The following is a 24,616-nucleotide window of genomic DNA, read 5'->3' on the forward strand; positions in this document are numbered from 1 at the left end:
TGTGAATTTACCCAACCGGATTACGCTTGCACGAATTTGCTTAATCCCTTTTTTGATGGTGTTTCTGCTCGTGGACTTTCCATTTTATCCGGAGCCTTTGCAGATTGGAAGTTTATCGCTTCCATACAATCAGCTGGTCGCTGCCATTATATTTGTCATTGCAGCCAGTACGGATGGAATTGATGGATATCTGGCACGGAAAAACAATATGGTCACCAATTTGGGCAAATTGCTTGATCCGCTGGCAGACAAGCTGCTTGTGACTGCAGTGCTCATTTCACTTGTTGAGATGGGCAAGCTGGACTCATGGATCGCTGTTGTTATTATCAGTCGGGAGTTTGCGGTTACGGGGCTTCGCCAAATTGCTTTGCTGGATGGATCGGTTGTTGCGGCCAGCAGCTGGGGCAAGCTGAAAACGGTGGTGCAAATCATCGCCATTGTATTGCTGCTGCTTAATAACTTCCCATTCTCCTACACGGGAATTCAAGTTGATGTTATTGCTGTTTGGGCGGCAGCTCTTATTACGATCTGGTCAGGTGTTGACTATTTTATCAAAAACAAAAATTTGCTTAATTTATCAAAAGCGTAACCGTTTGAGGTCAAACGGGTAATTTATGAAGAACAGCTTGCGCAAAGGGCAATAGGAAAACATCCTATTGCCCTTTGATCACTCACATTGTGCACAGGAGGATGCTGAATGAAGGCAGAAATTATCGCAGTCGGAACAGAGTTGCTGCTGGGGCAGATCGTGAATACAAATGCCAGATATCTATCCCGCGAACTGGCAGCTATCGGTATTGATGTTTATTTTCAAACTGTAGTGGGGGACAATCTGAACCGTCTCAGTGAAGCCATTCGAATTGCCCAGGGACGTGCGGATGTCATTTTGTTCTCTGGCGGCATCGGACCTACACAGGATGATTTGACCAAGGACGCGATAGCAGCAGTTTTGGGGCGCAATCTGCATACTGATCGGATGGCGATGGATAAGATCGAAAGTTTCTTCAGGGATCGCAATGTGGAGATGACTGAGAACAATCGGCGCCAGGCCATCGTGGTTGAGGGGGGAACCCCGCTTGCTAATGAAACGGGTCTTGCAGCAGGGAACGCCATTACGGACAATGGCAAACATTATATTGTCATGCCTGGGCCGCCGAAAGAGTTGATCCCCATGTTTGAGCAGGAGGTCAAACCTTGGCTGTTCCAGCACGTGCTTACGAATGAAATGCCCATCTATTCGAGAATGTTGAAGTTCGCAGGGATCGGCGAGTCGGCCTTGGAAGACCGTCTGCTTGATCTGATCGATAGTCAAACTGACCCGACGATCGCTCCCTATGCTAGTGAGGGAGAAGTGACAGTACGGGTTTCCACCAAGGCGCCGAGTGAAAATGAGGCCAAGCAGAAACTGGATGCAATGGAGGTACTAATCAGGGAGCGGTTGCCAGAACACCTCTACGCGAACGAGGATGTGCCTATAGAGTACACAATCGTGACGATGATGGCTGATATGGGTCTGACCCTTAGCGCGGCTGAGAGCTGTACAGGAGGGCTTGTCATGCAAAGTCTGACATCGGTTCCTGGCAGTGCGTCCATGCTCAAAGGCGGAATTGTATGTTATTCCAACGAAATAAAGGAAAAGCTGCTGAATGTTCCTCATGATTATCTGGAAGGTGAGGAGGCTCCCGGGGCTGTGAGTCCTGAAGTGGCCAAAGTTTTGGCTGAGCAGGTACGCATGATCGGTGATTCCGATTTTGGTCTGTCGGTTACAGGTGTAGCAGGTCCTGGTTATTCGGAACGCAAGCCCCCAGGACTCGTTTTTATCGCTCTGGCTGAGCGGGGAAAAGAGACGGAGATCCACGAACTGCGTATCAACGGAAATCGGGAGACGGTCCGCATCCGTTCGACCAAAGCCATTTTGTACCGTTTATGGCGCAAGCTCATTGCTGTGGACTAGTTGGACACTGAATTGCTTTTGCAGGCAGTATGAAGTATAATCTAAACAGACGGAAGAACCGTAGAATCAGGCATTTCAGCCTTATTTGCGGTTCTTTTTTCTGTTTCATTGCAAGTTTCGCCCAGGAAGAGGCGCCTCGGCCTTCACAAAAAAAACGAATGTATGTTCGAAAAAAAGCTTGGCAAACGTGTTAAAACAAGGTATCATTATCTTATAAACAGTAAAGGGTGTGAGCATATTGTCAGACCGTCGTGCCGCGCTTGATATGGCGCTCCGTCAAATAGAGAAGCAATTTGGTAAAGGATCTATCATGAAACTGGGTGAGTCAACTCACATGCAAGTGGAAATCATACCCAGCGGATCTTTAGCTCTGGATATAGCACTAGGAACAGGCGGCTTGCCAAAAGGCCGGATTGTTGAAATATATGGACCTGAATCTTCAGGTAAAACAACTGTGGCATTGCATGCGATTGCTGAAGTGCAAAGAGTCGGTGGACAAGCTGCATTTATCGATGCCGAGCACGCACTGGATCCCCAGTATGCAAGTAAACTGGGCGTTAACATCGATGAATTGCTTTTGTCCCAGCCTGATACGGGTGAGCAGGCGCTGGAAATTGCTGAAGCACTTGTGCGCAGTGGCGCTGTTGATATTATCGTTGTTGACTCTGTAGCAGCATTGGTACCAAAAGCTGAGATTGAAGGCGAGATGGGGGATTCCCACGTTGGTTTGCAAGCACGTCTGATGTCCCAGGCACTGCGTAAACTTTCCGGGGCAATCAGCAAATCCAAAACGATTGCCATCTTCATCAACCAACTTCGTGAAAAAGTTGGGGTAATGTTTGGTAACCCAGAGACAACACCTGGTGGACGTGCCTTGAAATTCTACTCTACCGTTCGTCTGGATGTTCGTCGTATTGAGAGTATTAAATCAGGCAATGACATTATTGGTAACCGTACTCGCGTAAAAGTTGTGAAAAACAAAGTTGCGCCGCCATTCAAACAGGCTGAAGTAGATATCATGTACGGTGAAGGGATTTCCAGAGAAGGTAGTATCATTGATATTGGTACAGAACTGGATATCGTTAATAAAAGTGGTGCTTGGTATTCTTACGAGGGTGAACGTCTGGGCCAAGGTCGTGAAAATGCGAAGCAGTTCATGAAAGAGCATAAAGAGATTGCACAAGTTATTGAGCAAAAAATCCGTGAAGCAAGCAATCTGACGACGGTTGTTCCAGCTCCAACGAGCGAAGATCAACAAAAAGAAGAAGCAGAAGAACAAGAATTGTTTGAAATCAACGAGTAATCCTTCCTGGCAGGGTGGCCCCGGAATACGTTTTGTCTTCTGGAGCCTCCCGAACTTGTCTGGATTGAGCTTGGCTCGATCTTGCAAGGGGTAAGGCGTATATTCGTGCGCTGTTTAAAGGCCTCTGTCCAGAAGGACAGGGGCTGTTAGCACGCCTATTGAGAGTGATGTGGCCGGGCTTGGTTCCCGGCTTTTTGTATTTGGTTAGTTTCTGCATAAACAGATAACGAACAATGTGGAAGGGGAGACCTGAATGGATCAACACGATGATGATGATTTGTATGATAAAGCAGAGCTGGAGGGAATCTCCCAATTCCCGGACAACGAAGAACTTACCATTACACGGGTAGAACGAACAAAGAGCAGGCAAGCTCGTTACCGAATCACGTTTGGTTTGTACTCAATTACTGTACTTGAAGATGTAATGATCAAATATCGAATGACCCGTGGCAACACGTTTGTAAAGAAGGACCTGGAGGAAATTATAATAGCGGATGAGCGCCAGCAAACCTATGTGCAGGCTCTGCGCTATCTGGAGCACAAACAGCGTACAAGGTATGAATTAAGCCAGCGGCTGCGTCAAAAGGAATTCGCTGCACCGTTGATTGAAGAGGTGCTGGATCGGCTTGAGCAGGAGAAGCTCGTAGACGATGAAGGGTTTGCGAAGGAATGGACAAGACAGCGTATGACAGGACAGAGGAAGGGAAAACTGTGGATAAGGCAAGAGCTGCGTCAAAAGGGCATTGCCAATGAACTCATCGTTGAAGCACTTGAAGGTGTAAGTACGGATGCGGAGTTTGAAACAGCTTTGACCGCTGGACGAAAGAAATGGAATCAGGTCAAAGGAGACATTTCGGAGAAGAAACGCAAAACGCTTCCTTTCCTGATGCGGCGCGGGTTTCCTATGGATATGGTACGCAAAGTCGTAAATTGTTTAATTGAAGAAGATGAAGCAGAAGATCCTGAAGACGACGAGTTGTTGTCATGGGATTAACAGAGAGTACACAGTGTGTTGCATTCTCTTGACAATTTCTTTCGTCAAATACTAAAATGGACATGAGTCTGTAAGAAATGGACAACCCTTTTTCCTTCCAAAAAAGCGGTTTCGGTTTCTTAGGATTTAACCTTCATGATTATGGGTTCGCTGAAGATGGCGAATAGTACGTGGTAACATGTACACTTGAAATGAAAATCGGCGGGGGATCGCCGTAGGTATCGTTATTCCCAAACATATGTATGACTTGAAAACAGCAAATTGACCCAAGGAATGCCTTGGAGGAACCAACGAGGAGGTGAACAGTATGATTGCAATCACGATCGTTCTCGTTGTTGCCGCGCTATTCATTGGGTTCGGAGTAGGATATTTTATTCGCAAATCTCTTGCAGAGGCTAAAATCTCCAGTGCGGAACAAGCTGCCGTACAGATCGTTGAGAACGCGAAGAAAGAGGCAGAAGCACAGAAGAAAGAGACGGTGCTGGAAGCGAAGGATGAGATTCATCGCATTCGGGCCGAAGCTGAAAAAGACACTCGTGAACGTCGGAATGAAATTCAACGACAAGAAAGACGATTGTTGCAAAAAGAAGAGTCGCTGGATAAAAAGATGGAATCACTCGAACGTAAAGAAGAGCAAGTGGCTAACAAAGAGAAGCGAATTGATGAGACACAGCAGCAGATCGAAATGATTTACAAAAATCAGGTGACGGAACTGGAGCGTATATCCAACCTCACCATGGAAGATGCACGCAGTATCATACTGTCCAACGTAGAACAGGAAGTTCGTCACGAGACGGCTCAAATGATCAAGGACATTGAACAGCAGGCGAAGGAAGAGGCGGACAAGAAATCCCGCGAAATTATTACACTTGCTATTCAACGCTGTGCAGCGGATCATGTGGCAGAGACAACGGTATCTGTTGTAACCTTGCCTAATGAAGAAATGAAAGGCCGGATTATCGGTCGTGAAGGACGTAACATCCGTGCGCTTGAAACCCTAACCGGGATTGACCTTATTATCGATGATACGCCAGAAGCGGTTATTCTGTCGGGCTTTGACCCGATCCGTCGTGAGATTGCCCGTACTGCCCTGGAAAAACTGGTGGCTGACGGACGCATTCACCCGGCACGCATTGAAGAGATGGTGGAGAAATCCCGCAAAGAAGTGGATGAGCGCATCCGTGAATACGGTGAGCAAGCTACCTTTGAAGTGGGCGTGCATGGTCTGCATCCGGACCTGATCAAAATTTTGGGCCGGTTGAAGTTCCGTACAAGCTACGGCCAGAACGTCTTGAAACATTCGATGGAAGTCGCTTATCTGGCTGGATTGATGGCTGGCGAACTCGGAGAAGACGTTACACTTGCAAGACGTGCAGGCCTATTGCATGACATCGGTAAAGCGCTGGATCACGAAGTGGAAGGATCACACGTTGAAATCGGCGTGGAGCTGGCGAAGAAATATAAAGAACATCCGGTAGTAATCAACAGTATCGCGTCCCATCACGGGGATTGCGAAGCAACTTCGGTCATTGCCATGCTGGTTGGCGCAGCAGATGCGCTGTCTGCAGCAAGACCGGGTGCACGCCGCGAAACACTGGAAACGTATATCAAACGACTGGAGAAACTGGAAGAAATTTCGGAATCGTTCGAAGGTGTCGAGAAATCGTATGCCATTCAGGCCGGACGCGAAGTTCGCGTTATGGTACAGCCTGAGAAAATTGATGATGCCGAAGCATTCCGTCTCGCACGTGACATTACGAAGATGATTGAGAATGAACTCGATTATCCAGGTCATATCAAAGTCACCGTCATCCGGGAAACCCGGGCGGTTGAATACGCAAAATAGAGCTTTACGGAAAAGTGGCCGCTGTATTGGGGCCACTTTTCCTGTTGATAGCCCGGTAACGGGCGATTTTAAAAAAAAGATCTGACGGGATAGGGACCCTGCAAATGCTTAAGTGCTGGCTAAATAAAGCAAGCTTGCGGGGAATTAAGGAGGCAATGCAATGAAAGTACTGTTTATCGGTGATATTGTAGGCAACGTAGGGCGTAAGGCTTTGAAAGAAAATTTGCCATATCTGAAAACGAAATATAAGCCACATGTGGTTATTGTAAATGGCGAGAATGCAGCAGCGGGCCGTGGAATCACGGGGGCTATTGCCAATGAATTCTTCAACTGGGGGGTGCACGGGATTACTCTTGGTAACCATACTTGGGATAATAAGGACATTTTTGATTTTATAGATGATGAACCGCGCATGATCAGACCTGCGAACTTTCCACCAGGAACTCCAGGCAGAGGATACACGGTGGTTAAAGGTGAAGGTAAAGAGCTGGCCATCGTAAACCTGCAAGGTCGTACGTTTTTGCCTGCACTCGATTGCCCATTCCGCGTGGCGGATGAGATTGTTGATGAGCTGCGTCAGAATCACAAATGCATCCTTGTGGATATGCATGCCGAGGCAACTTCCGAGAAGATTGCGATGGGCTGGCATCTGGATGGACGTGCCTCGCTGGTAGTAGGAACACATACGCATGTACAAAGTAATGATGACCGGATTTTGCCTGGTGGGACAGCATACTTAACGGATGCGGGCATGGTCGGACCGCGTGACGGCATCCTTGGCATGGAGCGCGAAGCGGTACTGCGGAAATTCTACACCCAGCTGCCGGTACGATTTGTAGTGGATGATGGCAAATGGCATTTCCATGGCGTGTTTGTAGAGATTGATGAGTCCACAGGGGCCGCTACAAAAATTGAAAAAATCCGCCTGATGGAAGACGAGTGGCGCATGGAATAGGGGGATTGCCCCATTTTGCAAGGAAACCCGTCTAAAAAGAAGGAATTTTTTTACCTCCCGCGAATAACATCTAGTAAGTGGAAACAAACATTCAACATTCCCAGGGAGGTACTTACCATGGAAGTATTAAAAGTTTCAGCAAAGTCCAATCCCAATTCCGTAGCCGGCGCACTTGCAGGAGTTCTTCGTGAACGTGGAAATGCTGAACTGCAGGCCATTGGAGCGGGAGCACTGAACCAAGCCATTAAAGCGGTAGCGATAGCCCGGGGATTTGTAGCACCAAGCGGAGTTGACTTGATTTGTATTCCAGCTTTTACAGACATTGTGATAGACGGTGAGGACCGAACGGCCATTAAGCTGATTGTGGAGCCCAGATAATACATGTACTTATGCATTGAACCTGTTTACGGAGTAGACAGGTTTTTTTGCATTCTGCATTAGGAAGAACAAGTTCCAAAGAATTACATAGGGAGGGTTAACCATGGCCGAGTGGCGTGTAGCCGATTATCACTGTGATGCATTGAGCAAAATGTTGATGCAGCCTGCTCTTTCATTTGAGGATGACTCAGCACTGGATGTGAATCTGCAGCGGATCAAGGAAGGCAATGTAGGATTGCAGGCATTTGCCATCTATCTGCCCGAAGTGCTTGGTAAGGGCAAGTTTGAACATATCGTTGGTCAGCTGGAGGTTTATCGCAAACGTGTGGAGAGAAGCAGTGGACGGCCTAGCGGTACTCATACGTTGTTATGGCGGGAGCAGGTAGCTCAAATAGGTCAAACGGCTAATCCTTGGGGTCTGCTAACACTGGAGGGAGTGGATGGGCTCGAAGGCAACCTGTTTTATCTTGAGCTTTGTTACCAGATGGGTGTACGGGTTGTGGGGCTTACCTGGAACTATGCCAATTGGGCAGCGGACGGCGTGTTGGAGAAGCGTGGAGCCGGACTGACGGAGAGGGGCAGGGAACTGGTTCACCTGTGCAATCGGATCGGGATGCTGCTGGATGTGTCACATTTGACGGAGAAGGGGTTCTGGGAACTTGCAGAGCTGAGTGAGCGACCTTTTATTGCTTCTCATTCCAACAGTTATTCGGTATGTCCAAATGTGCGCAATCTGAAGGACGATCAGATTCGTGCAATCATTGCAAGGGATGGGCGCATCGGGCTGACGTTTGTTCCTTGGTTTGTGAAGCAGGAAGGCGAAGTGAGGATCGAACATTTGCTGCCTCATATTGAACAGGTCTGTTCTCTGGGCGGGGAGCATCATCTGATGATGGGCTCTGATTTTGATGGAATACCAACGTATATTCAAGGTCTTGAGCACCCAGGTCAGTATCCGAAGCTGATTGAAACTCTTCTCAAGCACTACGACGAAAAGCTAGTACGCGGCTGGATGTGGAATAATGCTATGAATTATCTCAGGAAAAATCTGCCTGAGGGCAACCTGAAATAAATACCATGTTCCTTAGCTGGAGCAGTAGAGTTCTATAAAGTTATTTTACAGAATAAGGATACGGCTCCTTGGAAATTAAGTGTATTTCATGAATTTTCACCAGTACGTTTTCATTTTGCGTCAAAAAGGGGTATAATACCATTGGATTGTTAAGAGGCCGATCGCAGGCCATAGATAAACAAGGAGTGAAATTCACGATGACTAAAACAGTACCAGTGGGCGTATCTGCCCGTCACATTCATGTATCTCAAGAGCACGTTGAAATTTTGTTTGGCAAAGGCTATGAATTGACTGAGTTTAAACCTCTGTCCCAACCTGGTCAATATGCTGCGAACGAAACTGTAGCGGTAATTGGTTCCAAAGGACAGTTTGATAAAGTGCGTATCCTCGGACCTGTACGTCCTGAAACACAACTGGAAATCTCGATGACAGACTCTTTTGCCATTGGCGTTAAGGCACCTGTGCGCGAGTCCGGAAGCATTGAAGGTACACCTGGCATTACAATCAAAGGACCTGCAGGTGAAGTTACGATTGACAAAGGCGTTATCGTTGCTGCACGTCATATCCACTTCCACACTTCCGATGCTGCGAAATGGGGTATCGAGGACAAACAAATGCTGAAAGTTCGCCTGGGTGGAGATCGTGGTCTTGTACTTGAAAATGTACTGGCTCGTGTATCCGACTCCTTCGCATTGGACATGCATATCGATACGGATGAAGCCAATGCAGCTGGCGCTCGTAACGGCGACACTGCTGAAATCATCGACTAATCGAGTGAAACAACATTCAGCCGAAATCCTTCGGTTGGATTGACTTAACAAACCTGAGTACATCCATGAGAGCTGTTTAGACACAGCCCAGGGTTGTGCTCGGGTTTTTGTGTATTTTGGGTTGTTTTGTAGTGGGATTCATACTGTTCAATGTCAAATGAACTGGCAGCTTTGAAAGTGGAATTACGGCCCAGTTCATGTTATAATTTGATGTAATGCTCTTTTGGTGTATATTCCACGGAATCGATACCAACCAAAGTGAGATAACGGATTTTCAAATATGAGATAGTGACCTTTTCCAAAGCTGTTGCCACTCACTCATATTGACCGAATAAACAACTGCGATATGCAGAGTGTCGTTTGTAGAACTTGAAACTTTTTTATTAATAGAGGCTGTAAGGAGTGACCGAAGGAAATGGCTAAAGACTCAAAAAAGGATTACTCCCAATATTTTGATTTCTCCGATGCCAAAGTAATTTCGCAAGATGAATTCAGCAAAAAGATTCGAATTCGGGGCCGTGAGATCAATATCAAGTCAGAGCCGAATCATCGTCAGGAGAAACAACGGGGCAAGGAAGACGTTCAGGTGCTCTATGAGAATGCAGTACCCGATGAACTGAAAACGATCGGTAAAGGCAAACACTATATCGTGTACACGTATGGCTGTCAGATGAACGAGCATGACTCCGAAACCATTAAGGGACTGCTTGAATCCATGGGTTATCAGGCAACGGAGGACCGCAAAGAGGCAGACATCATTTTGCTGAACACATGTGCCATCCGGGAAAATGCGGAAGATAAAGTATTTGGTGAGCTGGGTCACCTCAAAACACTGAAGACGGAACGTCCAGGACTGCTCCTCGGAGTGTGCGGATGCATGTCGCAGGAAGAGGGCGTCGTGAACCGGATCATGCAGAAGCATGGTTTCGTGGACATGATTTTTGGTACCCATAACGTTCACCGGCTGCCTCATTTGATTCAGGAAGCACTCTTCAGCAAGGAAATGGTTGTTGAGGTATGGTCCAAAGAAGGCGACATTATCGAGAACCTGCCGAAGAAACGTGAGGGCATGCGCGGCTGGGTGAATATTATGTATGGCTGTGACAAGTTCTGTACATATTGCATCGTACCGTTTACGCGGGGCAAAGAACGCAGCCGCAGGCCGGAAGATGTTATTGCCGAGGTTCGGGAATTGGCAAGGCAGGGATTCAAGGAGATCACATTGCTTGGACAGAATGTTAATGCTTATGGCAAGGATTTCACGGATCTCCAATACAGCTTTGGTGACCTGATGGACGATATCCGCAAAATTGACATTCCGCGAGTGCGGTTTACAACCAGTCATCCACGAGATTTCGATGATCGTTTGATCGAAGTATTGGCCAAGGGTGGAAACTTGGTGGAGCATATCCACCTGCCGGTACAGTCAGGCAGCACGGAAGTGCTGAAACGCATGAGCCGTAAATACAGTCGTGAACACTATCTCAAGCTGGCAGAGAAAATTAAAACAGCCATCCCGGATGTTGTACTGACAACAGACATTATCGTTGGTTTTCCAGGTGAGACCGATGAACAGTTTGAAGATACATTGTCCCTGGTTCGTGAAGTAGGCTATGACTTTGCCTACACATTTATCTACTCCCCGCGTGAAGGTACGCCGGCAGCTGTCATGGAGGACAATGTTCCAATGGAAGTGAAGAAGGAACGTTTGAAACGCTTGAACGAAACCATTAACGAATACAGCCACAGAAGCAATGAGCAGCAGCGTGGCAAGATCGTTGAAGTGCTCGTCGAGGGTGAGAGCAAGCGGAATTCCAACGTCCTGGCAGGACGTACACGCAGTAATAAACTGGTGCATTTTGAAGGACCCAAAGAATTGATTGGTACATTTGTGAACGTGGAAATTACCGATCCGATGACTTTCTATATCCGTGGCAACCTGCTCACCGAGCCGGTAGCTGCCAATCAGTAATACACAAACACAACCTAATAAGATGGAGTATGCGTTTTGCACTTAGCGGAGAGTGCAGTGCCAATCTGGAAAAGCGTAGCGTTCGCCTTTATAACCGGATTTTACCCTATGAAACATAATTAGAAAATCCGGGGATAACAGCGATTGAAAGATGGCACTGTAATCGGAGCGGCTGGTGCGAAAATAGATAATTCATCTTATATCATCTCATAGAAATGGAGCGATTTCAGTGGCGCAGGAAGAAGTGCAGTACAACCATTATGGAATGCCTACCTACGATACGCGCAATCTGGTCATACGCGACGACATTATGGGAAAAGCCAAAGAGTTGGCTGATATGCTCGGCACAAGCGAGGAAGTAAAACAGTTCCAACAGGCTGAGTCCAAAATTCGCGATCATGAGCGTATCCAGCAATTGATTGCAACCATCAAGAAAAAACAGAAGGAGATCGTAGCCTTCGAGAGCTTCAAAAACGCAGAGATGGTCAGCAAAATTGAACAGGAGATTGAAGATTTGCAGGACGAACTGGACAGCATCCCACTGGTAACAGAATTCCAGCAAAGTCAAAGCGACATCAACTACCTGCTTCAACTGGTCATCTCCGTTATTCGGGATACCGTTTCAGAGAAAGTGAATGTGGAGGCAGGCACGGATTCACCTCCGACCAGCTGCGGTTAATGGACAAAAGGGTGTGGACGCAGTCCGCGCCTTTTTTGACTTATAGAACAAGGAGCTCACGCAATCGACTTTGAAATACACTTCGAAGGAAGCTCCACGCAGTGGGGTTATTTTGCGCGGGCACAGTGCTGACAAATACGCACAAAGGAATAAGACCAGGCTTGCAAGCACAGGCTTAATAGAAACTGTCATCTTGGTGAGTGAAACGGTACTCCGCAGAGTCAGCAACAGGTAGGTTAGAATATGAACAACAACTGGTCAGACAACTTTTATGTGCAACAAAGGGGAAATGGATAATGGGTATTCTGGATAAAATGGTTGAAGAGGGAAATGGACGGTTCTGGGGTTTCCTGGGTTGTCGTTATATAAAAGGTGATGAAAAGGAAGTGCAAATTGCATTGACGGCTGGCGAACATCATACCAATTCCATGGGGATTATCCACGGCGGTGTGCTCACTTCCCTGATGGATCAAGCGATGGGAATGGTGGCTACAGCAGCGATGGAAGTGGACAGCTGTGTCACGACCAATCTAAATGTACATTTTCTCGCTCCGATGAAACAGGGTGAACTAATGGTCACAGCTACGGTGCTGCACCAAGCAGGACGGAGTATTACAGCCCAATCGGAGATCCGTGATGCATCAGGCACACTGGGATGTATGGCAACAGCCACGTTCCGTGTAGCACGGCCAAAAACGTAAAGCACGCAATCCAAAGGTTGACAAACGATATTATTATGTCATAATGAGATTATCAAAATGAAAGTAGTCGGTGGTGCCCATGAGCGAAAACTACGAACACGTTAATGATGAGAACGATGAACAGGCAGCTCGTGCCTACAGTTCCAAAAAATATCGTACTCCCGATGGCGTTCCTGCGGATATTGTGATGTTTACCTTAACCAAGAGGGAACGCAAGACGGTAACCAAGACACTTCCCATTCGCGAACTCAAAGTGATGCTGATTAAGCGCAAAGGGTGGCCTTTTGCGGGACGCTGGGCTTTGCCCGGTGGATTTTGTCAGGAAAATGAGTCCATCTATGATGCTGCGAAGCGAGAGCTGATGGAGGAGACCGGTGTCGACGGCGGGCATCTGGAGTACCTGAATGTATATAGCCAACCTGGGCGTGACCCGAGGGGATGGATTATCTCTCATGCGTTTTTTGCGCTCGTAGAAGAATGGATGCTCGAACACCGCCAAGCGGCGGATGATGCTGAAGATGTGGGGCTGTTTACCATTCAGGAAGCATTGCAGGAGTTGGAGCTTGCCTTTGATCACAGGACAATTATTGAGGATGCCTACCGCCGCATTCAGCAGCAAATGCTGGAAACGACAATTGCGCGGCAGTTTCTGCCCCGCGATTTTACACTAAGCGAATTATACCAGGTGATTCAAAGTGTCGTGCCTGATTTTGAAGAACCTAATTTTATTCGGAAAATCACTTCCACCCGCAGCCGCAAAGGGATTGTTGAAGAGGTACGGGATGAAGAGGGGAACCTGCTAAGTTCCAATCAGTATTCGCAACGTCCGGCACAGCTCTATCGGTTTACGGAACTTGTACCTCGTCTGTCGATCTATACTTAATTTCGGAAGTTTATCATTATTGGAGTGTATCTGGATCAACCTATTCTCAAAAGGGAGTGTGGACGATGAAAGCACTGATTGTGATTGATTTCACCCGTGATTTTGTGACCGGATCCTTGCCTGTAGGCCAGCCAGCGGTTGAGATAGAGGAAACCGTTGCCGCGATAACGGAAGCCTATTGCAATAACAACCATGAGGTCATCATGGCGGTTGATTTGCATGAAGAGAGTGATCCGTATCATCCGGAAACTGCTCTTTTCCCGCCACATAACATTAGAGGCACCGAAGGAAGGCAGCTATATGGTCGTTTGGCTCAGGTGATGGAAGAGCGGCATGAGGACATACGGTGGATGGACAAAACAAGATACAGCGCATTCTGTGGAACAGACCTGGAACTCAGATTGCGCGAGCGTGGAATTACAGACATCGCACTGATCGGGGTATGTACGGATATTTGTGTATTGCATACGGCAGTGGATGCTTACAACAAAGGTTTTCACATCACGGTATACGAAGATGCCGTTGCCAGCTTTAACCAGCAGGGACATGAGTGGGCACTTGGACATTTTCGATCCAGCCTGGGAGCTCAGGTAATCAAGGCAAGTGAGACCGTTCTTGCGCAGGCTTAGCCTGGGATTCAGTGATGTTGTCGATAAATATGGTAAATACGAATAATCCGGAGAACTCATATATTCCGCAATATGCAGATTCATTATGAGGAGTCTCCACATGTTGACCCGTATGCACAGGAATACCTGTGTCACGAGCGGAAGTCAGAGAGGATGAGACAAATGCAGACGACTAGCCTGGCTTTACATACGGATAAATATCAGATCAATATGATGTATGCGCACTGGGTGAATGGAACTCACAAACGGAAAGCGGTGTTTGAGGCCTATTTCCGCAAGCTTCCTTTTGGTAACGGCTATGCCGTATTTGCCGGATTGGAACGGATTGTGAATTACATCAGCCAGCTTCGATTCACGCTGGAAGACATCAAATATTTATCCAAACAAGAGGAAAATTATGATCCTGTTTTTCTGGAAGAGTTGCTCCAGTTTTCATTTCAGGGGACGATTCATTCCATGAAAGAAGGAGCACTTGTTTTCCCTGACGAACCGCTCATTCGGGTAGAGGGCTCCATTATGGAGACGCAACTGGTGGAGACGGCGATACTTAACTTCATGAATTATCAGACATTGATTGCAACAAAAGCTTCACGGATCAAACAGGTGGCCAGCCAGGATACGCTGCTTGAATTCGGAACACGACGGGCTCAGGAAGCGGATGCGGCCATATGGGGTGCTCGGGCATCGTATGTCGCGGGATTCCATGCAACGTCCAACATGCTCGCAGGAGAGCGTTTTGGCATCCCAACAGCGGGGACGCATGCACATTCCTGGGTACAGAGCTTCATGAGTGAGCAGGAGGCGTTTGACGTCTATGCGAAGGTTCTGCCTGATCAGGTGACTTTGCTCGTGGATACGTTTGATACATTGAACAGTGGAGTACCACATGCGATCAAGACGGCCAAGATGCTTGAAAGCCAAGGCAAAAAAATGAACGCCATCCGTCTGGATAGCGGGGACCTCGCCTACTTGTCCATTCAGGCACGTCAAATGCTGGATGAAGCAGGACTCGATTACGTTAAAATTGTTGCGTCCAATGATCTGGATGAGAACACGATCTTCAACCTGAAAGCTCAGGGTGCTCGCATCGATACATGGGGTGTGGGTACACAGCTGATCACGGCATCCGACCAGCCTTCTCTAGGTGGGGTATACAAACTGGTGGAGCGTGAAGTGGATGGTGCCATGCTGCCAACGATCAAAATTTCGGCCAATCCCGAAAAAGTCTCCACTCCAGGTAAAAAAGAAGTTTTCCGGATCATTGATCCGAAACATGGCAAAGCGATTGCAGACTATATCTGCTATCCAGGAGAAGAGCAGCCGCTTCAGGGCGGTCCGCTCAAGCTGTTCAACCCGCTACACCCGTATCTCAAGAAGACGGTTACCCGCTACGAAGCGGTAAATATGCTGGAGCCGATCTTTGTAAATGGGTTCAAGGTGTATGAACTGCCTACCCTGGATGAGATCCGCAGTTATCACCGGGAACAGATGGACCTCTTCTGGCCAGAGTATCTGCGTAAACTCAATCCGGAGATTTACCGTGTCAATATCAGCCCGGCTGCATGGAATATGAAGCAGAAGCTGATTGCTGAGCACGTACAATCCACGGAGGAATGATAAACCAAGAGGGCATAATCGGTATGTATTACCGGGTTATGCTTTTTTGGTTTTGTCCCGGCTCATTTGTTTGGTATCATCCAGGTGCAGTCCATTGGGTTTCAGCGGATGTGTCAAATCTCATGGACAGACAGGTCATGAAGCGCAGTATACTAAGCGTTGAAGACTGACTTTCACCTGAACAAGGGCATAATTATTTCTCGGGAAACCGCATAAGACGTCAAAATTCAGCATCTTTCTGAAATGGAGAATCTGCACGCCCACGTGGTGGATGTAGTGAAAATTAAATAGGGCTATCCGTAGCAGGAGTTTTCTAATCGGCTGTTTTTGTTTCAAGCATGCAGCCTCGGGGGATGAAACAATGGAGGAGGTCTCACCTGTCTCTTGTTAAAAACACCCGCAAACGAACGTGATAGCCGAGTGCCTGTTTGCCGTTTGTGCTGCTGTCTTTTGGCCTGGGAGCTTTTGCACTGCTGCCTTATTACGCGTTACCATCACCAAGAAGGAGTAGTTCGGGATATAAAATTGTCCACTTTGGCAATCACCGTAGGTCTGGAATTCATCGGATTGCAGGACACAAACTGACTCATGGTATACTTTTATTGCTGAACGTGGGTACAGCTTTCTATGGATTTACTCAAGGTAATTCTGCTGTATATATGGAAGCATTCAGACAAATCTTCCTTTATCCATATGATGACGATTTTGTCCTGCTGACGCTGCTCTCGGTGATTGCATTATTCAGGGATTCCGTATTCAGCCGCAGATCGCGTATTTGGGCCTTCATTGGTCTGATCCCTCTGATTGGGCCACTCTTGTACCTGATTGTGGATAGAAGAAGTACCATTTGAGATCAGATAATCACTAAACATAAGGAGAGGATATACATGGAGACTACTTTTCCGGCGTACGTGGTACGAAACGATGAACAGGGCGGGGTTAAGGCAGCTGTAGAGCAGCTGAAAAAAGAAGATCTGCCTAATGGAGATGTTACTGTACAAGTACAGTATTCCAGTGTCAATTATAAAGACGGACTCGCGACCATTGAAAAAGGCGGTGTGGTTCGTGAGTATCCCATGGTACCCGGGATCGACCTTGCAGGTACGGTCGAAGAATCCGTAAGTGGACGATTCGCACCAGGAGATCGTGTTATTAGCACAGGCTTTGAGCCAGGTGTGTCTCATTTTGGAGGCTACAGCCGATACGCTCGCCTGCGCAGTGAATGGCTTGTGCCTCTGCCACCAGGTCTCAGTGAGAAAGAGGCGATGGCAATCGGTACGGCCGGCTTTACGGCAGCACTCTCGGTGGACGCTTTGCTTCGGGCTGGAGTAACACCGGAAATGGGCAAAGTTTTGGTTACGGGAGCAACAGGTGGGGTTGGAAGCATGGCCGTGGCCATTTTGGCTAAGCTCGGTTTTGAAGTGACGGCCAGCACGGGTAAGAAGGAAGAGCAGGAGAAGCTGCTTACAGATCTGGGTGCCTCACAGGTTATTTCACGGGAAGAAGCAGATGCACCCGCCAAGGGGGCTATGGGTAAACAGTTGTGGGCAGGAGTTGTAGACCCTACAGCTGGTCCAGCCATGGCGGAGCGTCTGAAACAGATTCAATATGGAGGCGCAGCTGCCGTATCCGGATTAACAGCTGGATCCAAGTTTGAATCAACAGTGTTTCCGTTTATCATACGTGGCGTACAGTTGATTGGTATCGATTCGGTGTACTGCCCAATGGAGCGGCGGGAACGCTTGTGGAACTTGCTTGGCGGGGAATGGAAGCCGGATCGTGCGCTGGAGCTGGGTATTCAGGAGATCTCTTGGGCACAGCTGCCTCACACATTGGAAAACATTCTACAGGGTGGTGCGGTCGGTCGTACCGTCGTTAATACAATGGGAGACGTACCGGCCGAATAAGATCCTTTTCTCCTAGACATGCTAACTCTACCTAAGATTGCCACGATCCACGAAGTGGCGGGGAAAGGAAGGAAGAGCATGCGTGTTGGAAGAAAAGGGACGCAAGTGAAAAGTGGTCGGCGCGCGGGGTCCTTATTTGCAGGTTGCATGATCGTGTTGTGTATCGGATTACTTGTTGCCTGTTCTACCGAGGCGGCCCAGCAGGAACGGAAAGTGTACAGCGGGCAAGCAACGAAAGAAGGGAACATGAGAGCCCAGAGTCAGGGACACGGGTTAAACGGTCCGTTGATTCGGGAGTTAGATAAAGCTTTTGCCGCAAGAGACATCAAATTGATGAACAATATGTCTGCTGATGACGGTGAAGGCGGGATCTCCTATATGTATCTGTTGAATGGAAGTGGCCGGCATATTGTGAAGGTTCACATTTTCAGTGATGTGGACACCCGGGCCGCACGGATGAAAGAAATGTATGGTAATTCTGGCGACCAGGCTGTCATTGAAAATGTACTTGGCAAAACGGCGATTCGAAGCAAAGGATATGTATCACTTGTGTATACCGCCTCAGGCGGGGAGAAGGACATCTATGAAGGACAGGTATCTGAAGTATTCCATCATGTCCTGAACCAGTTGAATTGAGGGGTAAAGTCAAAATGGAGTAAAACAATTTCATTTAATGGGATTAAATAAATCCGTAGAAAACGACAAACCCGTCTGATCATTCAGACGGGTTTGTATATTTCACGCATAACATGGCGCAGCTCTGGCAAAATAATCTTTTCCATGGCCAGCTTGACCGCGCCTCTGGAACCTGGCATGGAGAAGATCGCAGTGCGTCCAATCGTTCCGGCCACGGCCCTGCTTAAAATGGCAGCTGAACCGATATCCTCCGTATAGCTGAGAAAACGGAAAATTTCACCGAAGCCGGGCAGTTCTTTGTCGAGCAGAGAGGATACAGCCTCATACGTTGTATCTCTGGGAGCGATCCCGGTTCCACCGCTGAGCAGTACGGCTTCAATATCATCTCGAACAGCTGCATCCTGCAGAATGGTACGGATGCGCTCGGTTTCATCCGGTGTAATGATATATTCTACAATTTGATATCCTGCTTCAGTCAGCAGTTGATGCATAAGTTGTCCGCTGGTATCCGTATCCTTGGTGCGGGTATCCGATACGGTGACAATCATGCAGGAGACCTTGTCCGGCGCTTCCTGACGATGCTGTTCCACTGAAGTGGTCATGAAACTCCCTCCTCTATCCACATTTCTCCATAGCATAGACCATTCAGCAGCTTCAGGCAATGTACTGTGGAAGAATAGATCGATATTGCGTAAAGAATGCAGGATAGTGTACACTCGCTAGATATAGAACGACCCATACAATGGTCAGCCAGAGAGGTGTTTAGCAATGAGCATAACAAGTGAAAAAGAACAATCCATACCTGTATATATATTGTCAGGCTTTCTGGGAAGTGGCAAAACGACACTGCTGGTGCAGTTGATTGAACATTGGCAGCAAGCAGGCTTGCGGCCAGCAGTGGTCATGAATGAGCTCGGTGAGGTCAACCTGGATGGTCAGGTTGTGGATGCCGAAGTACCGATGACCGAAATGCTGGGCGGCTGCATCTGCTGTACCGTAAGAGGTGACCTGGGCATTCAGCTTGCTGATCTGGTTCGGGAGGAGTCACCGGACGTCATTATCATTGAAGCTACGGGAGCGGCCAACCCGATGGAAATTCTGGATGCGGTAACGGAAACGTCGTTATATATGCGTCTTGAACTGAAAAGCCTGATTACTGTTGTAGACGCGGCACATCTGTCAGGCCTGTATCAGGAACAGAAGGGGCAGACGTTTAAGTTGATGCAGGAGCAAATTCGTTGTGCCTCAATCTTGATTTTGAACAAAACAGACAGAGTCAACGAGCAGGAAATAAGTGATTTGCGGCAGCTGCTGACAAAATGGAATGGCTTTGCCCCTGTGATCCAAGCTGTGCGATGTGAGGTTGACATGGACCTGCTGCTTCAAAGCGGAGCTGGAGTACACGCTTATCAGGCTGCTGCTGAATCGGATAAACGGGAGATTTCAGCGGAGCACGTCCATACCGATGCTTATACAGAACATGGATGCAGCCATGATCACGGACAACACCATGAACCTCACGCTCCCCATGCTTCACATGAGCATGTCATGGTCTATACGCATTATTTTAGCCAGCCAGTGAACAGTGAAGCTTTTGAGCGTTTTGTAGCCGGACTGCCCCGGGATGTATACCGGGCGAAGGGCATTCTTTCCTTTAGTGATACGGCGAGCCGTTTCTGGTTTCAGTATGCTTATCGGGAATCGGATTATATGAAAATCACCCCTCAGGGGGACGTGCCCAATGTGGCTGTGTTTATAGGCGAGCATTTTGACCAAGCTGTCATTCGTAAGCAATTGATGGAAATGGAAGCGATAAATCAAGCGTAATTGATTCAAGGTTCCTCCAGACTGGGTATTAAGAAGCATAGCAAACTTTGCCTGGGAGGTAACTTTAAATGACACAACAACAATATCAACAATGTATTGATGATTGCCTGGAGTGCATGAATGCTTGCAACGTATGTTACATATCCAGTCTGAAAGAGTATGACTTGGCCATGCTGCGTGACTGTATTCGACTGGATCGGGAATGTGCAGAAATTTGTGGATTCGCTGCTCAAGCGATGACACGTGGTAGTGATTTTATCGCCGAAATCTGCGAATTGTGTGTAAAAGCTTGTGAAGCATGTGCTGCCGAATGCGGAAAACATGAACATGATCACTGTCAAGCCTGTGCGGAAGCCTGCCGTAAATGTGCAGAAGCTTGCCGTTTGATGGCAGCAGTAGCTTAATCATAGAATGCATGAATTAAATAGAAGCCAATTAACTCAGAGAATGAATGGCTTAATCCCCTCTTGAACCAACGTAAAGTACATCTGATTGACGGATGTGCGGAAACGTTGCCGTACGGGAGGGGATTTTTCCATTAGAGAAGAGAAACACAAAAAGATCCAGGTTGCCAAAGCAAGGAACGATATGTATAATGATGGAAATGAATTGAAACGATGAATATCCGTGATCGGGAGAGTAACCAGAATCATGCATAGCAGCGAGCCGGAGCAGGTGGAAGCCGGTATGACATGACCTGTGTGAACCGCACCCGTGAGATGGTTATCCGAAGAGATGCCCCTTTTAGAAGGAGACAAGGCATCTGCAATGAGGGTAATCCGGCTTGCGACCGTTACTCGCACCGAGCGGAGCAGCTTTTGGCAGCATATGATATATGCAGTCATGAAGTTGTTCACTTAGAGTGGTACCGCGGGAACTGTGAAGATCAGCTCTCGTCTCTTTTATAGAGACGGGGGCTTTTTTATATGCATCAAAAAAATTATGTCATGACAAGGAGTGTTCACCATGTTAATGAAACTGGCGGCAGGACATATTGCTCCACTTACGGGGCTTGAGGAAGCAGAGGTACTTAAGCTCCTGGAAACACCACCACAACCCGAACTGGGGGATGCAGCCTTTCCTTGTTTTGTATTGGCTAAATCACTGAAGAAAGCACCCGCAGCGATTGCAATTGAGCTTGCCGAGGGACTGAAGGCAGCAGGACTAGATGCTGTCGCGGCAGGTCCGTATGTGAACATACACTTTAACCGGGAGAAGTTGTCTTCGGAGTTACTGGAAATGCTGGGCCATCCCTCGTTTGGAAAGCTCCAGATCGGTAAGGGTGCGCGTGTAGTGATTGACATGTCATCACCCAACATTGCCAAACCGTTCGGAATTGGACATCTGCGTTCAACGGTCATTGGCGCTGCACTATATCGATTATATAACGAAGCAGGATATAACCCGGTTCGTGTGAATCATCTTGGCGACTGGGGAACCCAGTTTGGCAAACAAATCGCAGCCTACAAACGTTGGGGAAACGATGAAGCGCTGCAGGCGGAACCCATACGCACTTCTCTTGAACTGTATGTACGTTTCCATGATGAAGCGGAGAATGATCCCACGCTGGAGACCGAAGCACGCGAATGGTTCCGCAGGCTGGAGCAGGGGGATGAAGAAGCTAAACGGTTGTGGGCTTTCTTTGTTGAAGTGAGCATGAAGGAATTCGACCGGATGTATGAACGCCTGCATGTGCAGTTTGATCATACCCTCGGTGAGAGTTTTTACAACGATAAGATGGGCGCCGTGGTGGAAGAGCTCAGAACCAAGGGGTTGCTGGAAGAGAGTGATGGAGCACTAGTCGTGCGTTTGGAAGAGGAGGATATGCCTCCTTGCCTGATTATCAAAAAAGACGGAACAACCATCTATCCGACACGGGACCTGGCAACGGCCGTTTATCGTCATGATGTCATGCAAGCCGATAAGCTGTTATATGTGGTTGGAGGTGAGCAAAAGCTGCATTTCAAACAGGTATTTGCCGTATTGTCCCGGATGGGGCATGAATGGTCTGCGGACTGTGAGCATATTCCGTTTGGTTTGATGCGTTTCGAGGGTAGGAAGATGTCCACCCGCCGCGGTAAAGTGGTCTTTTTGCAGGAGGTACTGGATGAGGCCGTTGCTCGGGCATTACAGATTATTGAAGAGAAAAATCCCAATCTGGACAACGCGCAGGACGTAGCGGAAGCCGTGGGCGTTGGGGCGATTGTCTTTGGCGATTTACGCAATAATCGTCTGAACGATGTGGATTTTTCGCTGGAAAACGCGGTCAGCTTCGAAGGGGAGACAGGGCCTTATGTGCAGTACACCTATGCACGGATTAACAGCGTGCTTGGCAAGGCAAAAGATGCGATTAAGGGTATGGATGATGGCAATACGAATCGATTGAAAGACGCAGAGAGCAATGATGGTGTGAGTCATGGCACAAACGTTGGTGATGCTTCATGGGCACTGCTTAAATTGTTGACCGATTATCCGGAATACCTTGAAAAAGCCATTCAACGCAATGAGCCGTCGGTGATTGCCAAGTATGTCATTGATGTGGCGCAGGCATTTAACCGCTTCTATCACGCTGAACGGATCGCTGATGCTCCGGCTGAAGAGCGGCCTTTCCGGGTAACCCTGACCGAACGTACGGCTGAACGAATTAAGCAAAGTCTGTATTTGCTTGGCGTACAGGCTCCTGAAAGGATGTGAGGTCCCTGTGAAATGGGGAAAGCATGGACTTCTTAGGCAACCGGGTAAGCCCAAGAATAACGTGGAAAAGTTAAGGGCAGGTGTTTCTCTTCGACAGGTGAGCAAACACCTCGGAGGCGAGCTGGTTCTGAGAGAGATCAGTCTGGATGTGGGGGTTGGGGAATGTGTCGTGTTGGTGGGCAGAAATGGTTCAGGTAAAAGCACACTACTGCGCATATTGGCGGGGTTTCTATTGCCCGATGGAGGTTCGGTATGTCAAACCGTAAAAGGAGAGAAAATGTATGCGCTCGACGGACTGCCTCGCTTACCCTTCACATCCGCCGAGTACTTGTGGGAAATGGGGCGTATACGCGGCGTGCGCCCTACGCTGCTGCGTCAACGAATTCATGAGCTGAGTGAGCTGTTTTTCCTTGGGACTGCGATGAATCAGAAATTACCGCTGCTGTCCAAAGGCACACTTCAAAAGGTGAATTTGATTCAAGCGATGTTACCGGGACCTGGTGGACTAATACTGCTGGATGAGCCGTTATCTGGCTTGGACATTCCTGCCCAGCAAGCTGTCGTATCTTTGCTGCAGCAGTGGAGGCAGGAAGGAACTTCGATTGTGACGGCTTGTCATGAACCTTTGTTTATTGAACGTATGGCTGATCAGGTGTACGTGCTGCAGAAGGGGCGTGTACTGCGTCAGTGGAGCCGATCAGATCTGAAAGAACTCGGGGAGCCGGCTATACGGATTCATAGTTTAATGACAGGATCGGATACGGAACTCTCGGATACCTATTCAAAGCTTGCCGAGCAGAAGGGCGTTCTGGATATCTATCGTCATCGTGAGAGAAATAATGGCAGTGAAGAGCTCTGGGATTGGAAAGTGAAACGCAGCAGATCGGACCACATTATCGGTATGATTCTTGGGGCTGGGGGCTCGATCGTGTCTGTTCTGCAAGAAGAGAGCCAAATACATATGGAACGATTGTTGGAAGGTCATTATCCATCTGAACTTCCGGGTGAAAGAGTCGCCCCATCTACCCGACCTCATTCTCAGTCGGAACTGGCGGGGGGTGGATCTCCATGATTGTTTTAACCCGGTATTTGCTCAGGCATTATATCCGTTCGCAGAAGTATTTTGCACCCTTCATCATGTATGTCATAGCCATGCTCCTGATTTATTCATATAAACCCAACCCGGTTGCGGACAGTTATAGTGTAACGGCCATGCTTCTCTTTTTTGGGGCAGCCTGGATGGGTCTGACCGTGATGAATGCAGAGCCGGCGGGGCAATTGCAATTACTTGTTCTGCATGCAGGAAATAAACGAAAAGTTATTCTTGGACAGATATGGTGTGCGTGGATTATGCAGTGTGCACTTGTGATTATCACGGTTCTGTATCCTGTGATTTTTGGCATGTTCGAGAGGCAGCCGACCGTTGGGGAGTGGATGATGGCCTGGTCTGGACATCTGGCATTGTCATTGCTGGGTTTGAGCTTATGTGTTTTCTTACAAAAATCATATGTTCATCAGTTTAGTCGCAGTATGCCTGGATTGATCACAGTATTGCTGCTTTCATTTGTGCAAGGTGCATTGACGGATCATTTGCCGGAATGGCTGCAATGGTTGGGCAAAGTACTACCGCCAGCCTTTTACCTCGTACGTGAAATGATGATATTTGAAGAAGCGAAGCAGGGATCTATTTACCTAACAATCATTTGGGCTGTCATGTATGCTTTCGTCCTGTTAATCATTCATGTTTGGTTGTCTGGAAGAAGGGATTTGCGAAGTTAGACGCCATATTTTGTTATAAC

General features: G+C 47.9%; 24 protein-coding genes and 1 pseudogene. 23 read left to right on the plus strand and 2 right to left on the minus strand.

Annotation, left to right across the window (positions count from 1 at the left end; all coding sequences use genetic code 11):
• The first annotated feature begins 1 nt into the window (after window position 1).
• From pgsA to AAIH57_RS01330, 18 genes are all read left to right on the plus strand, one after another.
• Window positions 2–589, plus strand: coding sequence for a CDP-diacylglycerol--glycerol-3-phosphate 3-phosphatidyltransferase (gene pgsA, locus AAIH57_RS01245; protein ID WP_175396012.1), 588 nt, complete (start codon window positions 2–4; stop codon window positions 587–589).
• A 108-nt stretch (window positions 590–697) separates the two neighbouring features.
• The gene (locus tag AAIH57_RS01250; RefSeq protein ID WP_430020276.1) at window positions 698–1,954 is read left to right on the plus strand and encodes a competence/damage-inducible protein A; all 1,257 of its coding nucleotides are present in this window, start codon (window positions 698–700) and stop codon (window positions 1,952–1,954) included.
• A gap of 238 nt (window positions 1,955–2,192) precedes the next feature.
• On the plus strand, window positions 2,193–3,257 hold the full coding sequence (recA, locus tag AAIH57_RS01255) for a recombinase RecA (RefSeq protein ID WP_095358574.1): 1,065 nt from the start codon (window positions 2,193–2,195) through the stop codon (window positions 3,255–3,257).
• 253 nt (window positions 3,258–3,510) lie between these two features.
• Window positions 3,511–4,251, plus strand: a complete 741-nt coding sequence (locus AAIH57_RS01260) for a regulatory protein RecX (protein ID WP_430020277.1) — start codon at window positions 3,511–3,513, stop codon at window positions 4,249–4,251.
• Window positions 4,252–4,558: 307 nt separating this feature from the next.
• Entirely contained in the window at window positions 4,559–6,097 is a 1,539-nt protein-coding gene (gene rny / locus AAIH57_RS01265) for a ribonuclease Y (protein WP_175396009.1), read from the plus strand.
• Between the two features lie 160 nt (window positions 6,098–6,257).
• On the plus strand, window positions 6,258–7,052 hold the full coding sequence (locus tag AAIH57_RS01270) for a TIGR00282 family metallophosphoesterase (RefSeq protein WP_175396008.1): 795 nt from the start codon (window positions 6,258–6,260) through the stop codon (window positions 7,050–7,052).
• Window positions 7,053–7,169: 117 nt separating this feature from the next.
• Window positions 7,170–7,430 carry a stage V sporulation protein S gene (locus AAIH57_RS01275; RefSeq protein ID WP_019005392.1) on the plus strand — a complete coding sequence of 87 codons (261 nt, stop codon included), beginning with the start codon at window positions 7,170–7,172 and terminating at the stop codon, window positions 7,428–7,430.
• Window positions 7,431–7,533: 103 nt separating this feature from the next.
• Window positions 7,534–8,502 carry a dipeptidase gene (locus AAIH57_RS01280; protein WP_430020278.1) on the plus strand — a complete coding sequence of 323 codons (969 nt, stop codon included), beginning with the start codon at window positions 7,534–7,536 and terminating at the stop codon, window positions 8,500–8,502.
• Window positions 8,503–8,699: 197 nt separating this feature from the next.
• Window positions 8,700–9,272: a phosphate propanoyltransferase gene (gene pduL / locus AAIH57_RS01285; RefSeq protein ID WP_175396006.1), complete on the plus strand. Its 573-nt coding sequence runs from the start codon at window positions 8,700–8,702 to the stop codon at window positions 9,270–9,272.
• Window positions 9,273–9,687: 415 nt separating this feature from the next.
• On the plus strand, window positions 9,688–11,244 hold the full coding sequence (miaB, locus tag AAIH57_RS01290; RefSeq protein WP_175396005.1) for a tRNA (N6-isopentenyl adenosine(37)-C2)-methylthiotransferase MiaB: 1,557 nt from the start codon (window positions 9,688–9,690) through the stop codon (window positions 11,242–11,244).
• Window positions 11,245–11,509: 265 nt separating this feature from the next.
• Window positions 11,510–11,923, plus strand: a complete 414-nt coding sequence (locus AAIH57_RS01295; protein WP_217506423.1) for a RicAFT regulatory complex protein RicA family protein — start codon at window positions 11,510–11,512, stop codon at window positions 11,921–11,923.
• Between the two features lie 296 nt (window positions 11,924–12,219).
• Window positions 12,220–12,624 (plus strand): PaaI family thioesterase, encoded by a 405-nt coding sequence (locus AAIH57_RS01300; protein WP_175396003.1) that lies wholly within the window; start codon window positions 12,220–12,222, stop codon window positions 12,622–12,624.
• Between the two features lie 79 nt (window positions 12,625–12,703).
• Complete coding sequence (locus AAIH57_RS01305; RefSeq protein ID WP_175396002.1) at window positions 12,704–13,507, plus strand: NUDIX hydrolase; 804 nt, start codon at window positions 12,704–12,706, stop codon at window positions 13,505–13,507.
• A gap of 65 nt (window positions 13,508–13,572) precedes the next feature.
• Window positions 13,573–14,136 carry a cysteine hydrolase family protein gene (locus tag AAIH57_RS01310; RefSeq protein ID WP_430020279.1) on the plus strand — a complete coding sequence of 188 codons (564 nt, stop codon included), beginning with the start codon at window positions 13,573–13,575 and terminating at the stop codon, window positions 14,134–14,136.
• A gap of 162 nt (window positions 14,137–14,298) precedes the next feature.
• Window positions 14,299–15,753, plus strand: a complete 1,455-nt coding sequence (locus AAIH57_RS01315; protein ID WP_430020280.1) for a nicotinate phosphoribosyltransferase — start codon at window positions 14,299–14,301, stop codon at window positions 15,751–15,753.
• A gap of 428 nt (window positions 15,754–16,181) precedes the next feature.
• Window positions 16,182–16,604 (plus strand): hypothetical protein, encoded by a 423-nt coding sequence (locus AAIH57_RS01320; protein WP_430020281.1) that lies wholly within the window; start codon window positions 16,182–16,184, stop codon window positions 16,602–16,604.
• A 36-nt stretch (window positions 16,605–16,640) separates the two neighbouring features.
• Window positions 16,641–17,660, plus strand: a complete 1,020-nt coding sequence (locus AAIH57_RS01325; protein ID WP_430020282.1) for an acryloyl-CoA reductase — start codon at window positions 16,641–16,643, stop codon at window positions 17,658–17,660.
• A 78-nt stretch (window positions 17,661–17,738) separates the two neighbouring features.
• The gene (locus AAIH57_RS01330; protein WP_430020283.1) at window positions 17,739–18,296 is read left to right on the plus strand and encodes a hypothetical protein; all 558 of its coding nucleotides are present in this window, start codon (window positions 17,739–17,741) and stop codon (window positions 18,294–18,296) included.
• Window positions 18,297–18,379: 83 nt separating this feature from the next.
• Here AAIH57_RS01330 and AAIH57_RS01335 read toward each other — a convergent pair whose 3' ends face one another.
• On the minus strand, window positions 18,380–18,898 hold the full coding sequence (locus tag AAIH57_RS01335) for a MogA/MoaB family molybdenum cofactor biosynthesis protein (RefSeq protein ID WP_175395996.1): 519 nt from the start codon (window positions 18,896–18,898) through the stop codon (window positions 18,380–18,382).
• Between the two features lie 166 nt (window positions 18,899–19,064).
• Between AAIH57_RS01335 and AAIH57_RS01340 the strand changes: the two genes are divergently transcribed.
• Together AAIH57_RS01340 and AAIH57_RS01345 are read left to right on the plus strand one after the other, a co-directional pair.
• Window positions 19,065–20,123: a CobW family GTP-binding protein gene (locus tag AAIH57_RS01340; protein WP_430020284.1), complete on the plus strand. Its 1,059-nt coding sequence runs from the start codon at window positions 19,065–19,067 to the stop codon at window positions 20,121–20,123.
• 68 nt (window positions 20,124–20,191) lie between these two features.
• Window positions 20,192–20,527: a four-helix bundle copper-binding protein gene (locus AAIH57_RS01345; RefSeq protein ID WP_430020285.1), complete on the plus strand. Its 336-nt coding sequence runs from the start codon at window positions 20,192–20,194 to the stop codon at window positions 20,525–20,527.
• Window positions 20,528–20,563: 36 nt separating this feature from the next.
• Here AAIH57_RS01345 and AAIH57_RS01350 read toward each other — a convergent pair whose 3' ends face one another.
• Window positions 20,564–20,968, minus strand: coding sequence for a hypothetical protein (locus AAIH57_RS01350; protein WP_430020286.1), 405 nt, complete (start codon window positions 20,966–20,968; stop codon window positions 20,564–20,566).
• A gap of 121 nt (window positions 20,969–21,089) precedes the next feature.
• Here AAIH57_RS01350 and argS point away from each other — a divergent pair, with 121 nt between their 5' ends.
• The 3 genes and pseudogenes from argS (at window position 21,090) to AAIH57_RS01365 (ending at window position 24,596) form a co-directional block, all read left to right on the plus strand.
• Window positions 21,090–22,817, plus strand: a complete 1,728-nt coding sequence (argS, locus tag AAIH57_RS01355) for an arginine--tRNA ligase (RefSeq protein WP_430020287.1) — start codon at window positions 21,090–21,092, stop codon at window positions 22,815–22,817.
• Between the two features lie 139 nt (window positions 22,818–22,956).
• A pseudogene (locus AAIH57_RS01360) lies at window positions 22,957–23,889 on the plus strand (ATP-binding cassette domain-containing protein); the annotation flags it as partial.
• Window positions 23,886–24,596, plus strand: a complete 711-nt coding sequence (locus AAIH57_RS01365) for a hypothetical protein (protein WP_430020288.1) — start codon at window positions 23,886–23,888, stop codon at window positions 24,594–24,596. The pseudogene AAIH57_RS01360 and the gene AAIH57_RS01365, both read left to right, overlap by 4 nt.
• Window positions 24,597–24,616: the final 20 nt, after the last annotated feature.

Source organism: Paenibacillus sp. MABNR03 (assembly GCF_050455445.1).
Classification (GTDB): Bacteria; Bacillota; Bacilli; order Paenibacillales; family Paenibacillaceae; genus Paenibacillus; species Paenibacillus xylanilyticus.

What these genes read in the sequence shown, in the direction of transcription:
- AAIH57_RS01250 (WP_430020276.1), top strand. Translation starts at nt 698, where the DNA reads ATGAAGGCAGAAATTATCGCAGTCGGAACAGAGTTGCTGCTGGGGCAG.
- AAIH57_RS01260 (WP_430020277.1), top strand. Translation starts at nt 3,511, where the DNA reads ATGGATCAACACGATGATGATGATTTGTATGATAAAGCAGAGCTGGAG.
- rny (WP_175396009.1), top strand. Translation starts at nt 4,559, where the DNA reads ATGATTGCAATCACGATCGTTCTCGTTGTTGCCGCGCTATTCATTGGG.
- AAIH57_RS01270 (WP_175396008.1), top strand. Translation starts at nt 6,258, where the DNA reads ATGAAAGTACTGTTTATCGGTGATATTGTAGGCAACGTAGGGCGTAAG.
- AAIH57_RS01275 (WP_019005392.1), top strand. Translation starts at nt 7,170, where the DNA reads ATGGAAGTATTAAAAGTTTCAGCAAAGTCCAATCCCAATTCCGTAGCC.
- AAIH57_RS01280 (WP_430020278.1), top strand. Translation starts at nt 7,534, where the DNA reads ATGGCCGAGTGGCGTGTAGCCGATTATCACTGTGATGCATTGAGCAAA.
- pduL (WP_175396006.1), top strand. Translation starts at nt 8,700, where the DNA reads ATGACTAAAACAGTACCAGTGGGCGTATCTGCCCGTCACATTCATGTA.
- miaB (WP_175396005.1), top strand. Translation starts at nt 9,688, where the DNA reads ATGGCTAAAGACTCAAAAAAGGATTACTCCCAATATTTTGATTTCTCC.
- AAIH57_RS01295 (WP_217506423.1), top strand. Translation starts at nt 11,510, where the DNA reads ATGCCTACCTACGATACGCGCAATCTGGTCATACGCGACGACATTATG.
- AAIH57_RS01300 (WP_175396003.1), top strand. Translation starts at nt 12,220, where the DNA reads ATGGGTATTCTGGATAAAATGGTTGAAGAGGGAAATGGACGGTTCTGG.
- AAIH57_RS01305 (WP_175396002.1), top strand. Translation starts at nt 12,704, where the DNA reads ATGAGCGAAAACTACGAACACGTTAATGATGAGAACGATGAACAGGCA.
- AAIH57_RS01310 (WP_430020279.1), top strand. Translation starts at nt 13,573, where the DNA reads ATGAAAGCACTGATTGTGATTGATTTCACCCGTGATTTTGTGACCGGA.
- AAIH57_RS01315 (WP_430020280.1), top strand. Translation starts at nt 14,299, where the DNA reads ATGCAGACGACTAGCCTGGCTTTACATACGGATAAATATCAGATCAAT.
- AAIH57_RS01325 (WP_430020282.1), top strand. Translation starts at nt 16,641, where the DNA reads ATGGAGACTACTTTTCCGGCGTACGTGGTACGAAACGATGAACAGGGC.
- AAIH57_RS01330 (WP_430020283.1), top strand. Translation starts at nt 17,739, where the DNA reads ATGCGTGTTGGAAGAAAAGGGACGCAAGTGAAAAGTGGTCGGCGCGCG.
- AAIH57_RS01335 (WP_175395996.1), bottom strand. Translation starts at nt 18,898, where the DNA reads ATGACCACTTCAGTGGAACAGCATCGTCAGGAAGCGCCGGACAAGGTC.
- AAIH57_RS01340 (WP_430020284.1), top strand. Translation starts at nt 19,065, where the DNA reads ATGAGCATAACAAGTGAAAAAGAACAATCCATACCTGTATATATATTG.
- AAIH57_RS01345 (WP_430020285.1), top strand. Translation starts at nt 20,192, where the DNA reads ATGACACAACAACAATATCAACAATGTATTGATGATTGCCTGGAGTGC.
- AAIH57_RS01350 (WP_430020286.1), bottom strand. Translation starts at nt 20,968, where the DNA reads ATGACTGCATATATCATATGCTGCCAAAAGCTGCTCCGCTCGGTGCGA.
- argS (WP_430020287.1), top strand. Translation starts at nt 21,090, where the DNA reads ATGTTAATGAAACTGGCGGCAGGACATATTGCTCCACTTACGGGGCTT.
- AAIH57_RS01365 (WP_430020288.1), top strand. Translation starts at nt 23,886, where the DNA reads ATGATTGTTTTAACCCGGTATTTGCTCAGGCATTATATCCGTTCGCAG.